This window comes from Acidobacteriaceae bacterium (assembly GCA_035944135.1).
Taxonomy (GTDB): domain Bacteria; phylum Acidobacteriota; class Terriglobia; order Terriglobales; family Acidobacteriaceae; genus Granulicella.
In genome coordinates this window covers 1,408,705-1,423,448 of sequence record DASZBM010000002.1, presented here as the reverse complement: position 1 = coordinate 1,423,448, position 14,744 = coordinate 1,408,705, and the positions used below count along the sequence as shown (strand labels likewise).

At 61.4% G+C, this 14,744-nt stretch carries 10 protein-coding genes; 3 read left to right on the top strand and 7 right to left on the bottom strand.

Features of this window, described 5'->3' with window-relative positions; translation table 11 throughout:
- Positions 1–52 precede the first annotated feature (52 nt).
- Positions 53–3,976, top strand: a complete 3,924-nt coding sequence (locus VGU25_08580) for a choice-of-anchor D domain-containing protein (GenBank protein ID HEV2577253.1) — start codon at positions 53–55, stop codon at positions 3,974–3,976.
- Positions 3,977–4,046: 70 nt separating this feature from the next.
- On the opposite strand, the gene VGU25_08575 is transcribed toward VGU25_08580, so the two are convergent.
- Positions 4,047–5,192: a cellulase family glycosylhydrolase gene (locus VGU25_08575; protein HEV2577252.1), complete on the bottom strand. Its 1,146-nt coding sequence runs from the start codon at positions 5,190–5,192 to the stop codon at positions 4,047–4,049.
- 94 nt (positions 5,193–5,286) lie between these two features.
- Here VGU25_08575 and VGU25_08570 point away from each other — a divergent pair, with 94 nt between their 5' ends.
- A complete protein-coding gene (locus VGU25_08570; GenBank protein ID HEV2577251.1) occupies positions 5,287–6,003 on the top strand; it encodes an alpha/beta fold hydrolase in 717 nt (238 codons plus the stop codon).
- A gap of 59 nt (positions 6,004–6,062) precedes the next feature.
- Entirely contained in the window at positions 6,063–7,259 is a 1,197-nt protein-coding gene (locus VGU25_08565) for a redoxin domain-containing protein (protein HEV2577250.1), read from the top strand.
- A 17-nt stretch (positions 7,260–7,276) separates the two neighbouring features.
- Here the strand turns inward: VGU25_08565 and VGU25_08560 are convergent, their stop codons facing one another.
- The 6 genes from VGU25_08560 to VGU25_08535 all read right to left on the bottom strand — a co-directional run bounded on the left by VGU25_08560 (position 7,277) and on the right by VGU25_08535 (position 14,539).
- Positions 7,277–8,065 carry a hypothetical protein gene (locus VGU25_08560; protein HEV2577249.1) on the bottom strand — a complete coding sequence of 263 codons (789 nt, stop codon included), beginning with the start codon at positions 8,063–8,065 and terminating at the stop codon, positions 7,277–7,279.
- 157 nt (positions 8,066–8,222) lie between these two features.
- Positions 8,223–9,272: a hypothetical protein gene (locus tag VGU25_08555; protein HEV2577248.1), complete on the bottom strand. Its 1,050-nt coding sequence runs from the start codon at positions 9,270–9,272 to the stop codon at positions 8,223–8,225.
- Positions 9,273–9,486: 214 nt separating this feature from the next.
- Positions 9,487–10,476 (bottom strand): LacI family DNA-binding transcriptional regulator, encoded by a 990-nt coding sequence (locus tag VGU25_08550; protein HEV2577247.1) that lies wholly within the window; start codon positions 10,474–10,476, stop codon positions 9,487–9,489.
- Positions 10,477–10,625: 149 nt separating this feature from the next.
- Complete coding sequence (locus tag VGU25_08545) at positions 10,626–12,182, bottom strand: sialate O-acetylesterase (GenBank protein ID HEV2577246.1); 1,557 nt, start codon at positions 12,180–12,182, stop codon at positions 10,626–10,628.
- Positions 12,151–13,212, bottom strand: a complete 1,062-nt coding sequence (locus VGU25_08540) for an ROK family protein (GenBank protein ID HEV2577245.1) — start codon at positions 13,210–13,212, stop codon at positions 12,151–12,153. Before VGU25_08540 ends, VGU25_08545 begins: the two co-directional genes overlap by 32 nt.
- 145 nt (positions 13,213–13,357) lie before the next feature.
- Positions 13,358–14,539, bottom strand: a complete 1,182-nt coding sequence (locus VGU25_08535; protein ID HEV2577244.1) for a hypothetical protein — start codon at positions 14,537–14,539, stop codon at positions 13,358–13,360.
- Positions 14,540–14,744: the final 205 nt, after the last annotated feature.

The following is a 14,744-nucleotide window of genomic DNA, read 5'->3' as shown; positions in this document are numbered from 1 at the left end:
CCACGCAGGAATGGCACGCAGGGAAGGTATCAGTCTTTCAGGGAGAAATGGAATGGTCACCAAGTCCTTCACATCGCTTCGCCGGTTCTCCGGACACGCGCTGACGATGATGCTGTTCTGTGCTTCGATGAGCAAGGCAGCAGAGGCCCAGGTCACGCCGGTGGTGGCGCCGAGCTACGCACAGGCGCTCACGCCTCCCAGCGGCCTGGGGACGGTCTTCCAGACTGCCATCGACTCCTTTGGCGACCTGCTGTTTGTCGATTATCCCAACGGCGCACTGTACGAGTATCCAGCCGGCGGAGGACCGGTGATTACGCTGCTGCCTGCGGGAAGCCTCGGTGGTTATGCGAATCCCGGCATCGCGATTGGCGCAAACAACGATCTTTATCTTGAGGGCAACTACAACAACGTGCTGGGAAGGTTCCCCTACGACGCTGCGACGAAGTCGTGGGATGGTTTGTCGACGATCAGCGCGGCGAATGGAAACTCTTCGACTGCACTGTGCCCCAAGGGATCTGGCACGCCTGCCGCACCGTACGGATTTGCCTGCGGCGATACGCCAAATACCTCTCCTTATTATTTCCAGCCGTGGGCGATTGCGATCGATCCGCACAACAACCTGCTTGTCACCTCGCAGAACAGCGGGAACTTCATCTTTACGCTGCCCGTGGTTGGGACCGGCATCACGTCGACGAACACACAGGCGAACAGTCTGATTATCTCGGCGATGTCGGCGCGCGCGCAGTCCGTCGCGGAGGACAAGTTCGGCAACGTCTACGTGGTTGAAGAGATGGATCAGAAGAAGCCTTTGCCAGGCGTGCTGATGATCCCTGCCGGCTCAACCGGACTGACGACGGATGCGGGTCTTACGCGCGTCGATCCGAATCTGCCTGCGGTGACTGGCGTGACGGTTGATGCAAACGGCAATCTCTACGTCAGCGATTCGAAGCAGGGCGTGTACTTCATCCCCAATCCTTCCGGTACGCCGCAGACCTCTTCCGCAGTGCTGCTGACGCCGGTTCCTGCAAACGGGCAGGTGAGCATCGACTGGGCGCGCGGGATTATGTACGTGCCCAGCAACCAGAGCGGGCAGCAGATTTATGCAGTCACGTTCAACAATGCGGCGCTCGGCACAGTGGCTGCCGGCTCGTCCTCTTCAACGCCGGCGTCGATTCTGTTTGGATTCAACGGCAGCGCGACGCCTGGCTCGTTCGTGATTGAAGAGGCCGGAGCAAAAACTCCCGACTTCAGCATCGCCTCGGGCGGAAGCTGCAAGGCTGGCACCGCTTACGCGGCGAACAGCAGCTGCAGCGTGAACGTGACGTTCAATCCGCATGCAGCCGGAAGTGTCAGCGCGAAGCTGCTGATGCTCGACGGCTCAGGGAACGTGCTGGCATCGATGCCCTTGTCCGGCACAGGCTCGGGACCGGCTATACAGCTCTCTCCGGGTGCGCAGTCGACTATCGACAGTGGATTGAAGACGCCTAGCCAGATTGCAGTGGATGCGGCGGGCAACACCTATGTTGCGGACACCGGCTTCAGCGCGGTGCAGATGTTCGCGAAGGGCTCGAGCACCGCGACGAGCGTTGGAACAGGGTTGACGTCGCCGACTGGAGTTGCCGTCGACGGCGCGGGTGATGTCTTCATCGCGGATGGCGGCAGCGGTACTGTCGTCGAGGTGCCGAACGGGCCAAGCGGGCTGATGACGGCCGCGCAGGTGACGCTCAAGAGCGGCCTGGGGGCGAATCTCAAGCTGGCGACGGACGCGAACGATGATCTCTACATTTCAGATCCGTCGAATGGACGCGTCGTGAAGCTTAGCAATATCGGTGTAACGCTCAGCCCCTTTGGGCAGACCGAGAGCGATATTGCCGGATTCACCGCGCCGTCTGCGCTCGCTGTGGATTCGAGCAGCAATCTGTACGTCGCTGATGGAAGCAATCTGATTGAGGTGACGCCCACCGGAACGCAGACGACCTTGCTGACATCGCTCGGCACGGTCAGCGGACTTGCGGTCGATCCTTCGGGCTCCGTGTATGTTGCGCAGACCGGCGGAACAGTGAGGATTCCGAATGAGAGCGGAACACTGAACCCGGCGGATGAAACGGTGGTCGCGTCCAGCGTCACTGCGCCCGCTTCGGTTGCGCTTGATGAGGCGCAGAACATTTACATCGCGGACTCCGTTGCAAAAGACGTCGTCTTCATCGGCGCGAATGCGTCCGTGAACTTCGGTACGCTGAGCAGCACGTCCGCCACGGCTTCATCGACCTTCACGATTCTGAACGACGGCAACGCTCCGCTGAGCATCACCGGCTTCTCCGGAACCGCCGACTACAGTGGAGCATCTTCGAACTGCAGCTCTGCGATCGCTGTAGGTGGGACGTGTTCCGTCACGGTGACCTTCAGCCCTGGACCGGGCGACCAGGGAACACTCACCGGACAGGTGCTGGTGCAGAGCAATGCAGCGAACTCGCCTGTTGCGGTGAGTGCGACGGGTGTTGGCGCAGCGCTCGCCGCGTCGACGACCAAGATCACGGTGAATAATCCGACGGTCAACGGTGCGCCCACAGTGATCACGGTCACTCCGTCGTCGGGCACAACGCCGACGCCGACGGGGCAGGTGACGCTGACGGTCACGGGCAATGGCATCACGCCGATCACGCTGACCGGAACGCTCTCGAACGGCACTGTCACGCTCACGCCGACGAATCTGGCGGCAGCGACCTATCAGTTTGCGGTCACGTACCAGGGCGACAGAGCTTATGCAGGCTCCAGTGCGACTTCGTCTGTGAAGGTCGGAGCGGGAGCGGTGTCGATAACGCAGCCGACAATGGCCCAGGTGCAGAAACAAAATCCGTATTATCCGTTGGTGCTGGGCAACGCCGCGGGCGCCGCGGAGCCATACGATGGATCGGTCTCGCAGTACCTGACGACGGCCTACTACACGGTTACAGTGCTTCCGACCGACGGGCAGCCGCTGATCGGGCAGTCGGTGCTTGATCAGAACGGCAAAGTCATCGGTACCAATTACGGCTCGGTAACCTTCCAGGGGGCATCCACATCAACTTGCGCCGCCATCCCGGTTCAGTCCAACGGAACGGCGCAATTTGATCCAAGCTGCCTCACGATCGACACGAGCAACAACGCCATTCCGGACATCCTGACAAACTATACGGTCACACCGGTGTACAGCCCGACCGGAGCGGGGAGCGCGAGTTCTTACACGAACCCGAACTACACCGCGTTTACCGGAACCGCCATCAACTACACGGCGCTCCGGAATCCGATGGTGTCGATCAGCTCAAACCCCGGCTCTCTATCGGTGACGAAGGGATCGAGCGCGTCGGCAACGCTGACATTGACGTCGATCCTCGGCTACGGAATCGCTGGGTATAACGGGCTGCTGAACAACTACTCGCTGCCAGTGCAACTGGCGTGCGATGGCCTGCCGGCGTACGCGACCTGCACGTTCGTCTATCCGAAGCCCGATCCCTCGGACCCGAACTCGGTGCACGTCGGGCCGGCGACGGGAACGGTGCTGACTGTTGGCGGAGTCAATGGGCCGTGCACGGTGGCGCAGGGCTGCAGCGGCCCCGGGACCGTGATCATGACCATCACGACAACCGTGCCGACCGGCGTTGCGATGCTGCGCACGCGGCCGACAGGGACGGTATTCTTCGCGATGCTCGGACTCGGTGCGCTCGGATTCGCCTTCCGACGGAAGCGGTCGCTGCGGAGCCGGATCGGGATGCTGGCGTTGCTGGCGCTCTGCTGCGGCATCCTGGCGGGCGCGAGCGGATGCAGTACGACGCAGCTTGGCGGAAGCACCGCGCAGGTGACGCCTTCCGGAACGTACACCGTGCAGGTGACGGCGAAGGAAGTTGGAAGCCAGGTGATTACGCAGAATCCATACATCACCTATGGGAACGGCAATCAGATGTCGTTGCCCTTCACAATGCAGGTGACAGTCCAGTAGTTCATTTCAATCCTGAAGCAAAAGACGAGAGCGGATTTGCTCTCGTCTTTTCTTGCCTGCGGCATCTGAGTTATGGCGTGAGGTTGAGGGCTTTGGCGATGGCGGGGTCGACCGCGATGTGAGCGTGGTCGCCGGCGTCGGGGTAGCGGACCAGGCCGAAGTTGCCGCTCCAGTCCCACATGGCCCAGCCGATGTGGTTGGCTTCAAGTGCAGAGCGAACGGCCTCGATGTAGCGGGCGCGGGAGTCGGGCGGCGCGGTGTCACGGTAGGCGCCAAACTCGTTGCAGAGAATCGGGACGTTGTGTTCGCGGCCCCAATCGGCAGCGAAGGTGATGCGCTGGCGTACGGTATCGGCGTTCCAGTTTCCGGCGGCGTAGAGGAAGAGCTGATAGCGGGAGATGTCGCTGGGAATCGATTTCATGGTCGCGTCGAGTTGGTCGACGGTTGCGGGGAATGGGATGTTTTTGTAGTAGAGCCACTCGGGTGAGCCCCAGGTCGCGCCCTGATGCGTGAACTGGTAGGGCTCGTAGAAGTGGAAGGTGTAGATGACGTTTTCGTCGGCGAGCGGTTGCGTGACGAGAAGATCGTCGAGTGAATCATAGTGCGCGCCGGAGGCGATGATGGTGTGGGTTGTGTCGATGTGGCGGATCGCTGTGACCGCGGCCGACTCGATGCCAATCCAGCGGTAGGGGTCCTGGACCTCGGACTCGTTTATGAGCTCGAAGAGGAGATGGTCTGGGTCGCGGTTGGCGAAGTGATGGGCGAGTGCCTCCCAGAGGAAGAGGAACTGCGTGGCACCGCGGTACGTGGCGAGCTGCTGCTTGTAGTCGTCACGGGGAAAGACACAGAGGTCGACGATGAGGCCGGACTTCAGCGTGAGGTCGATGGCGTCGTCGAGGCGTTTCCAGAGGGCGGCTTTGGAGGGGTCGTCGGGGCGGCCGTAAGTGCCGAAGTAGACAGGATCAACGCCGATACGCACGTAGGTGAAGCCGAGCTTGTGCATGGTGGCGAGGTCGTCGGGCGTGATCCATTTGGAGGTCCGCTCCGGCGTGTAGTCGCCCCAGCCGCCAAACCACCCGGACGCGTTGATGCCGCGGGTGAGCGTGGCGGCGCGGCGGAATGCAGTGGCGCGGGCGGCAGAGTTTGTCTGCGCGGACGCGGAGACAGCGAGGAGACCGAGGGCGGAGATAGAGAGAGCGCGCAGAGTGGATCGCATTTGTACGAAGAAGTTTAGCTGGCGGAGGCTTTCTCACCTCGTATTATTTCTTCAACTCATCACAGAGCAGCGATGTCGAGGCCAAAGGCGAAAGATGAAGAGCAATCGTGCAATCTGGAGGTGGACGCCAGCAATTCTCTTCGTCGCCCTGGCTCTTGTCATCGCGGCGCCCGCGCAGCAGACCATATCGTTTGCGACGGATGATGGTGGTACGGTCTGCGCCGATATGTATGGACAGGATAGTCAGAAAGAAGGCAGTAAGGGGGTCGTGCTGGCTCATGGCGGCAGATTTAACAAAGAGAGCTGGCGCGACCAGGCATCGGCACTCGCATCGGCAGGGTTTCGCGTACTGGCCATCGACTTCAGAGGTGTCGGTTGCTCGAAGGGTGCGGGCCAGGGGGATTTCGATAATGCTCCGTTTGATAAGGATGTAGTGGCTGCGGTTCGCTACCTGAAAGCGCATGGAGCGAAAACCGTGTCGGTGGTTGGAGGAAGTTTTGGAGGCGCGGCAGCCGGCGACGCATCGATCAAGTCGGCGCGGGGTGAAATCGACCGCATCGTATTTCTCGGAGCAGCGCCGAACCTTCCCGCTGATGGGCTGAAGTCGCGATCATTGTTTATCGTCGCGTGCGAGGACAGCGAAGGAAGCGGCAGCCTGAGACTGCCTGGGATCCGAGCGCAGTATGAGAAGGCTCCTCAGCCGAAGGAATTGATCGTGCTGGACGGATCTGCGCATGCTCAGTTTCTTTTTCAGACCGACCAGGGCGCTCGCGTGATGACGGAGATTGTGCGGTTTCTGTCAGCACCGTAAGTCTCAGCGTTGACATTGCCTAATGTAGTTTGCTACATAGGGTGGTAGAAGGGACGTGCATGTTCATTTCTCGAGCTTTGCGAAGCAGCCTTCTCACTCTCGTTGCGGCGATGTCAGGGACAGGTTCGCTTTGGGCGCATCCAGCGAAGGGAACAGCTGCACCGTCTTTGGATTCTTTGGAACTGTTGCAGGCGCCTTCGGGGGCGAAAGCAGATTGGACGAGTCTCAAGGGAAAGGTTGTGGTCCTCGAGTTCTGGGCGACGTGGTGCTCGCCCTGTGTGGCGAGCCTTCCACATCTAAATGAGCTTGTAGAGTCGCTCGATCCGGCGAAGTTCCAGTTCATCTCCATTGATGATGAGGACCTGCCAGCGGTGAAGACATTCCTGACCAGAAAGAAAATGTCCGGCTGGGTTGGTGTCGATGCGTCAGGAAAGGTGTTCGCGACGTATGGAGTCAACTCAAGGCCAACGACGGTGATCGTCGATGGAAGCGGAAAGGTTGTTGCGGTCACAGAGATTGATTCGGTGAGTGCAGCAGATTTGCGCGCCGTTGCGGAAGGGAAGAGAGTCTCGTTCAAACCGATGTCGGAGACCGTCGAGGTGGTCGCACCATCGAGTCCGAGTGGTGAGCGCCCTCTGTTTGCGGTGTCGGTCACCAAGGCTGCGCCTGACGCAAAGCAGGCACTGGTGAAACATCCGCCTACAGGGTGGGACTTGCTGGGACAAGATGCCGACAGTCTGCTGACAGACGTCTTCAACGCGTTCGGGAATCGCTATGTTCTGAAAGACCCGCTGCCCGACGGGCGCTTTGACGTGCGCGTAAATTCTGCTGATGTGCCAGAAGGCGTTGCGGATTCGGTTGTGCAACAGGCAGTTCTTGCGGCTTTGCATTTGCAGATTCAGTCAAAGACCGTGACCAAACCGGCGTACATTTTGCGCGCCACGGATGCCAGTAACAAGCTGCTGAGTCCGTCGGCTTCAACGCACGCGGTGAAGCGAGGCTACTGGCACGGCATGTTTCTTCTGATGAACGGGACGATGGGTGATCTCGCGTACATACTGGCCACCGGACTGGAAACTCCTGTGATTAACGAAACAGGCATCAAGGGCACGTATGACGCGCGATTCAAAGTTGCCGGAGGAGACGTTGAAAGCTTGAATGCCGTGCTGCGATCGAGCCTGGGGTTAGAACTCGTTTCGGGCGGCCAGGAGATGTCGGTGACCGTGCTCGAAGTGAGCAAGCAGGGTGATAGGTGAAGCACTGAAGGCGGCTGCTACACGGTCAAGAGCGAGTTGAGCATCGTCTCGACGGTAGTGCTGAATGCCACCATGCCGTGGTCGCGGATGTATTGGTTTTCGGCGGTCTCAACCGGATTGTTCTTAACGCGAGCTATCAGGTACCCGCCGCCGCCGACCGAAGACGATGGTGGTCCCTGGTGCGCCTGCTTGAAGATGTCAGAGGTGAGTACGCCCTTTGCAACGCGCTCACGGGCGGCCTGCAGGTTGTCGGGAATGTCGGCAAGATCCCAGAGGATGCGAAGGGATTCGACGACGCGGCAGGCGGGCGCGAGGGTGCCATCGGGCTGCGTCGCGAAGATTGATGGCAGGCTCCAGAAGTTTAGAAAGCCGCGATTCCAGTTCACGCGGGCGGTGAAGAAAAGGCCATCGCGGAGGTTGTGCATTTCGGCGACGGAGACATGGGAGTCGTCAGGTGCATGGATCGTGCTGATGTACGCGTTCCAGGTTTGTGCGAGATGTTCTTCGGAGATGCGCTTCTGGGGGTCGGTGACCGCGAGGTACTCGCCTTGCGCGAGGCGAGCACGAAGGGATTCGGTGGCCCAGGTGGGCGGGAGTTCGTCTGCGAATAAGTCGACGATTGCGTCGATGAAGCGCCGGGCGTCGGCGATGGTGTGGATGTTCGACGCGAGTTCGTTCAGCTTGAGTGTTTCGTCAGCGAGGTTGTGCTGTGGTGGCGTCTGACTGGCGCGTGCATGAAGCAGGAGGGGCGCGAAGAGGGCGGATGGGAGCAGAGGCGCGAGGAAGAGGAAGTGCCTGCGTTGCATGAAGCGTTCCGAGGTTGCGAGGGTTCGTTGCGCGGACACAGTCTATATGGTCACGAACCCAACGGGCGCAGGCTCTTCAGATAATTCTGATGGCGATGGGGAACTGGCATCTATCTCGCAAAGACTACTGAGAACGTTTAGCGAAACTGACTGGCTACTATGTCCAGCCCGTGATGCCGAGCGTGGGATTCAGGGTTGGTGCGAGCGCAGCCGTCGCTACCGGGTTAGGGGTCGCTCTTTGGAGCGTCGAAGTGTGCCCGTCGGACTCGAGCACGAAGAAATTGGAGGTGATCAGAAAACCATGCTGGTTGGTCACGTTGGCAACTGCGAGCAGCGGGGCGACCGCAGGATTGTTCAGGAATTTGAGGGCCACCGCAGCGTTGGCGTCGCCGAGCTGAGGCACAAAAAAACCTGTCGACGTATTCGGGAGGCCCTCCGGGAAGGCCTGGATGCCGACTTCCGTCAAACCGGCGGTCGCCAGGTAGCGGCCACCCTGCGGTATCTCCGCGATGGCGACGGAGGACAGCGGAGTCCCTCCTGTGTATAGCGGCGTCGGTGGTTGCGTCCCTATGCCATTCGCAATGCTGAACAAATAAACATCAATGGGCTGCGTTCCGTTCCAATCCGGTGGCGGCGCGGTGATGACAGCGTTCTTCCCATCGAAATCTCCCAGCACCTGACCGTTCAGGTTGACCGAACTGCCTGTGCTCGGGTATCCATCCCCAGTCGGGTGCGACGGGCTGGCGTAGTTCATCACGAGGCAGCCGTAGGTCTGGCAACTCAGCGCATTCCCACCGCGGATCACGACGCCCGAAATACTCTCGGTGCCCGACAAGCCAGTTTTTCCGTACGTTGACACAACCTGCGGACTCTTCGGATTGGCGATGCTGATGAGCACGAGCTCCGGCCCGCTCTTCGACTTCGGACCCGCCGCCAGCACATGCGCGCTGTCGATCGAGATTGCTGTGATGCTACTAAGCCCGGTATTCACCGATCCGTTTATGAGCGGCGATTCCGGGTTCGAGATATCGAACAGCGTCACGTTGCCGCTGCCCCAATCTCCAACCGCGGCTAATTTTCCATAGCAATCCACCATATTGCCGGCCGCCGATGCGCCGACCATCACTGTTTTTGGTGGCGATTTTGTGAAATCGATGACGGCGAAATCCGGGCTTTTGGTACTGGCGGCGACAACGACGAGTGCCATGTTCAGTCCCCTTTCCAGCAATGTGGGTACGGGCCTGTTGTGGCGACGCCCGCCTCGAACTAAACGCGCCACTGCTGGGTGCGCCATTGCAAGGAGAAGGGCGTTAATAGCGGGTTGAATCAACCCCAATTCCGGCTAGTCTACGCCTGGTTGCGCACTCCGTTGCAAATGTATCGTCGGCCATACGATGGACGGACGAATGAAGCGGGCCGATCTATCCGGGGTGGCAACCGCAGGAGCGGCGCAGGATGAGTTCGACGGGAAGGCTCAATTTTTGCGTAGGCGCGGCGGGATTGCTTTCGAGGCGGGTGAAGAGGAGTTGGGCGGCCTCTTCGCCGGCGCGCTGCACAGGCTGGCGAATGACGGTGAGCGACGGACGGAGTATGTCGGCGAGGTCGAAATCGTCGAAGCCGATGAACGCGAGTTGTTCCGGGATTTGAATGTTGAGCGCCGCCAGTGCACGGAGAGCGTGGCGGGATGAGAGGCCGTTCGCCGCGAAGACAGCGGTGACGGGATCGGAGCGTGTACAGACGGCGCGGAGGAAGTCGAGCGTCGCAACTTCGTCACCGGCGTTGAAGAAGCGCTCTGGTTCGAGGCCGGCGGCGTGCATGGCCTTGATGTAGCCGGCTGCGCGGGCGTGCATGGTGAAGATCTTCTCGTCGAGACCGAGGAAGCAGATGCGTTTGTGTCCGTGCTGGATGAGGTGTTCGGTCGCGAGCGCGGCGCCGTTCTGGTTTTCGACGACGACCTGATCGATGCGCGAACGCGGGATCGGACGATCGAGCGCGACCTTTGGGATCGAGCGGAATTCAGAATCGTTGAGATGCGAATGGCCGTCGCATGCGGGGATAACGATGATGCCTTCGACGTGGCGGCGGAGAAGATCGTGGGCGGCCTCGGTTTCCGTCGCGCAGTTTTCGTCGGACGTGGCAAGTAGAACAGTGTAGGCGTGCTGCTTGGCGACGGAGCTGATGGCGTGCGCGCACGAAGCGAAGAAAGGGTCGTACAAATAGGGAACGATGACGCCGATCGACCGGGTGCGGCGGCCGCGAAGCGCGCGCGCCATCAGGTTGGGTTGGTACTGGAGCTCTTTGAGAGCTCGATAGACGCGAGCGCTCGTGTCGTCCGCGACGTGCGCCGTGCCGTTCAGAACGCGCGAGACGGTCATCATTCCGACGCCGGCTCGCTCAGCGACATCGCGCATGCGAACCGCACGCTTTTTCGCTGGAGCCTGACGCGGATTGGAGGGTCGCCCCGGTGTCATCGTGTGGGCCCCCAGTTAAAGGTTTAACCCAATGTGACGACGTGGCGGATTCAAAGATCAGTGTCAGTTACTATTTGGTTTTCATCGGATTACGGTAACGCGAAGGTCGAGGCGGGAAGGCCGGCGCCGTTCGCAAGGTTGGCGTCGGTGAAGCTGGACCAGGCGTAGCGTATGCGTGTCGGGTGCGAAATGTTCGCAGAGCGAACGACCACGGTCGTGCCCTCGATGGTGGCGTCGGCAGTGTGGAAGCGGCCGTCCGCATCGGCGACTTCGAAGCCATGCAGCGTGCTGCTCGTCGCGTGGAGGCCGTCGGCATGGGAGAACCACACGCGCAGGGCATCGCCCTCGGTCGTGACGGAGATGGGCAGCGGCCCGGAGTCTTCAACGTGCTCGCCGTAGACGAGATCGCGCGCGCCGAGCGCGAGTCGGGTCGCGACAGTCTGCTTGTCGGGTGGATGAACGTTGTCTTGCGCGCCGACGTCGAGCGTGACGGCCATGGCAGTGTTGGTCACAGCGAGCGTCTGGCGCTCGGCGTCACGGATGGTGCCCCAATCTTCAAGCGGTGAGTTGAAGTTTGAGATCTGCGCGTACAGGAACGGAAGGTCGCCTTCGTTCCAGCGGGCGCGCCAGTCGTGGATGAGCGTGGGGAGCAGACGATTGTAGAGCTGCGGGGTGAAGAGCTCAGGGTTGGAATCGGTTTCGCCCTGGTACCAGAGGAAGCCGCGGATGGTGTAGGGCGTGGCGGGGGCGATCATGCCGTTGAAGAGGAAGGCGGGCTCCCAGGAGGATTCGTCGGGGTTGATCCACGGGTATCGGGGGACGGGCTGGTTGGCGGCTTCGGCGGCGGCGATGGTGCGTTGCTCGTAGGCTTGCTGGGCGGCGAGGTGTGGCTGCAGATCGGCAAAGCGGGCTCGCGCGGCGAAGACGGGCATCCGGTTGCTGTCCGAGGCGAGTGCGGAGAGCGAGATCCAAGAGGAGATGGGTGTGCCGCCCCAGGTGGAGTCGATGAGGCCGATGGGGATGTGCTCGCGGGCGTGAATCTCGCGGCCGAAGAAGAAGGCGACAGCGGAGAATTCCGTCGCAGTCGTCGAATTGCACGGAGTCCAGGAGGAGGGTTGGTCGTCGAGCGGAAAGTCGTTGGACTTTATGGGGACGACGAGGAGGTGAATCTGCCCGCAGACTGAGGGGTCGTTCGCGGAGGCGATCTCCTTGTCGGCGTCCTTGATGACGGCCGAGCCGGGGAAGCCGCGCAGAGGGATCTGCATGTTGGACTGACCGGAGGCGAACCAGACATCGCCGACGAGGATGTCGGAGAGAGTGATTTGCGTGCTGCCGTGGATCGTGAGCGTGTCCGGGCCGCCGGCCTTTTCCGGATTCAGATACACAGACCAGGCGCCGAGATCGTCGGCATGCGTGGAGGCGTGCTGTCGGCGGAAGTCGACGGTGACAGCGGCGCCCGGCGCGTCCCAGCCCCAGATGTGGATGGGGCGATCGCGCTGCAGGACGGCGTGGTCCGACAGCATGTGCGGCAGACGGGTTGTTGCCACTGGCGCCGAAGCTTGCGCGTGCGCGAACACGCTGCAGAGGAGAAGCACGCACGCGAGAAGCGTGAAGCTAGCGAAGGGATTCGTGCGGTGTCTGTTCATGTCGTGGAAGGCTTTGGGAGAGCGACGGCAGCATCGCGGCGCCGAGCAGACCGGCGTCTGCACCGAGCGTGGCACGGGTCACGAAGGGGCGATTGGGCTCGCGATGCGTGAGCTGTGACGGCTGCTGCAGGCGGTAGACGTAGCTGAGTTCGCGTAGCGTCCGGAACATCTCCGGCGCGAACAGGTCCCACGCGGCTGCAACACCTCCGCCGATTACATAAAGAGGAAGATCAAGCGTATTCACGAGACAGGCGAGGCCCCGTCCGAGATAACGGCCGACCTGCGTGTAGATGGCACGGGCTTCGCGATCGCCTGACTGCGCAATCTGGGCGATCATGCGAGCTGTGGCGGATTTGTTGCTGGCGAAGAGTTCAGCGAGTGGGCCGCCTGAGTGCGAGGCAAGGGCGCGGGCAGCACGCTCAATGCCGGTGGCGGAGGCATAGTACTCGAGGCAGCCGCGGCCGCCGCACGAGCAGACCGGGCCCTCGTAGTTCACCGAGACGTGGCCGACCTCGCCACCCATGCCGACCATGCCCTGCCAGATGCGGCCGTCCAGGATGATTCCGGAGCCGACACCGGTGCCGAGCGTGATCATCGCCATCGAGTCGACGCCCTCGTTGCGGCCCGCGCCAAGCTTCCACTCCGCGAGCGCGGCGGCGTTGGCGTCTCCGTCCAGAATCACAGGAAGCCCGGTGAGTTCTTCGAGCGACGTGCGCAGCGGGAAGAAGTCCCAGGCGGGAAAATTGGGAAGCTGGCCGAGTGTGCCGTCGATCAGATTCAGCGGGCCGGGGCTGCCGAGGCCGATGGCTTCGGCCCGCGCGATGGTTTCGTCCAGCAGGGAGGCGATGGCGTCGGCCATGTCAGTGACAACGGCCTGCGGGCCGGAGCTTACGCGCGTGGGCATGACGCGGCTGGCGAGGAGCTGCATGTCGTCGTCAAACGCGCCGACGCGCAGACTGGTGCCGCCGAGGTCGATGCCGAGATGAACGAGGGGACGCTCGTCGTGTGGAGGAATTTGATGATGGCTCAAAGTGCCTCCCGATGCGGGGGAGCGCAACGGACGCGCTGAAATCGCTTCGGGCGCCGGTCAGGAACCGGTCACCCGAGCGAGATAACGGTATCATGCCCTGGTTTTAGGGCAAAACAAAATTCTGTCGGAACACTCTCTCGCGGGCCTATTTCGCCGGCTGAAGGGCGGACGAGCGGAGGGTGCCGATGCGTCCGTGGGGGCCGACGACGTAGGGCAGCGAGAGCGCGTTCCAGTGCTGGTCGGCGTCGGGGGCGTCGTTGAATCTTGGGTCGGGGTGGAGTGGGCGCCAGTTGCGGCCGTCGTCGGTGGAGATGTCGGTGCCGTTGGGGCCGACGGTGATCCAGGTTTTGGTGGTGGGGTCGTAGGCGACGGCGGAGCGGTAGCCGTGGGGTGGGGTGGTGGCGGCGGTCCAGTGTTGGCCGCCGTCGGCTGTGAAGGCCGCGGTGCCGGGGGCCTCGTTGGGCTTCGTGTAGTCGCCGCCGACGGCGATGCCGAACAGTGTAGGAAGGGCGCTTGTATCGTAGTCAGCGTTGCGTGCTTGTTCTTCACGCAGGAACGCGATCGAGAAGACTCCTGCACTCTGCCCGCTCGCGAGTGGAACGGGCCAACTGCGGGATCTCCATTCGCCACTATCGATGTCTATGTGCTCGTCTTTGAAGCCGATGTGCTGCTGAAACGCGTTCAGAAACACATGCGCTCCAGCGGTGCCACCTGTGCCAAAGTAGATGAAAGGCCATCCGACAAACAGCGATGAGTTGCTCGCGGCAAAGGCACCGTTCGCGGTTGGGTCTGCCTTATTGCCCTCGTGAGCTCGCCTGGTGAAATGTACGCCTCCGTCTTCGGTAGCGAAGACCGCGAACCCTGTGAACGGGGTGGTTTGTCCCGCTTCTTTGCTTTTCGGATAAGTGACCGGATCACCAAGGATGAATCCGAGATTCCGGTTGGGAAACTTCATTGCGTCCCAGAAGCCGTCTTTGTCGGGGTTGGTGAAGAGGAGTTTCCAGGATTGGCAGCCGTCGGTGGTTTTGTAGAGGCGGGAGAGGTCTCCTTTGCCAGAGGACATGACGATGGCGGTGTTGTTGTCGAAGGCCTGGATGGCGCGGAAGTCGAGGTGTTCGCCGCCGGGAGGTTTGGCGCAGAGCTGCCAGACGAAGCCGGCGTCCTCGGTGCGGAGGATGGTGCCATCGGTGCCGGAGGCCCAGGCTACGCCCCCGCCCACGTTGTCGATGCCGCGGAGGTCCGCGGTGGTGTGGGCGTCCTGGAGGGTGAACTGGGCGGAGGCGATGGTGGTGGCGACGAACGTGAGGGCGAGGACGGATCGAAGCATCGTCGGGAAGTATACGTACTGGTGGGATTCACAGGCCGATTTATGACAACGATAAGACCGTCAGCGTAAATCGGGCGCTCTGTTGATTGTGGCAGTTGTGAAACCGTCACAGGGGCGCACCACAGAAGCGGGCTGCCGCGATTTCATGTGTTCACCACATGGAGGTGGCGTCAATGATTACTCGATCGCTGCGTCGAATTCTCAC

Excerpts from the sequence above, each read along its gene's own strand:
- VGU25_08580 (HEV2577253.1), top strand. The coding sequence starts at position 53 with ATGGTCACCAAGTCCTTCACATCGCTTCGCCGGTTCTCCGGACACGCG.
- VGU25_08575 (HEV2577252.1), bottom strand. The coding sequence starts at position 5,192 with ATGCGATCCACTCTGCGCGCTCTCTCTATCTCCGCCCTCGGTCTCCTC.
- VGU25_08570 (HEV2577251.1), top strand. The coding sequence starts at position 5,287 with ATGAAGAGCAATCGTGCAATCTGGAGGTGGACGCCAGCAATTCTCTTC.
- VGU25_08565 (HEV2577250.1), top strand. The coding sequence starts at position 6,063 with ATGTTCATTTCTCGAGCTTTGCGAAGCAGCCTTCTCACTCTCGTTGCG.
- VGU25_08560 (HEV2577249.1), bottom strand. The coding sequence starts at position 8,065 with ATGCAACGCAGGCACTTCCTCTTCCTCGCGCCTCTGCTCCCATCCGCC.
- VGU25_08555 (HEV2577248.1), bottom strand. The coding sequence starts at position 9,272 with ATGGCACTCGTCGTTGTCGCCGCCAGTACCAAAAGCCCGGATTTCGCC.
- VGU25_08550 (HEV2577247.1), bottom strand. The coding sequence starts at position 10,476 with ATGCGCGATGTCGCTGAGCGAGCCGGCGTCGGAATGATGACCGTCTCG.
- VGU25_08545 (HEV2577246.1), bottom strand. The coding sequence starts at position 12,182 with ATGAACAGACACCGCACGAATCCCTTCGCTAGCTTCACGCTTCTCGCG.
- VGU25_08535 (HEV2577244.1), bottom strand. The coding sequence starts at position 14,539 with ATGCTTCGATCCGTCCTCGCCCTCACGTTCGTCGCCACCACCATCGCC.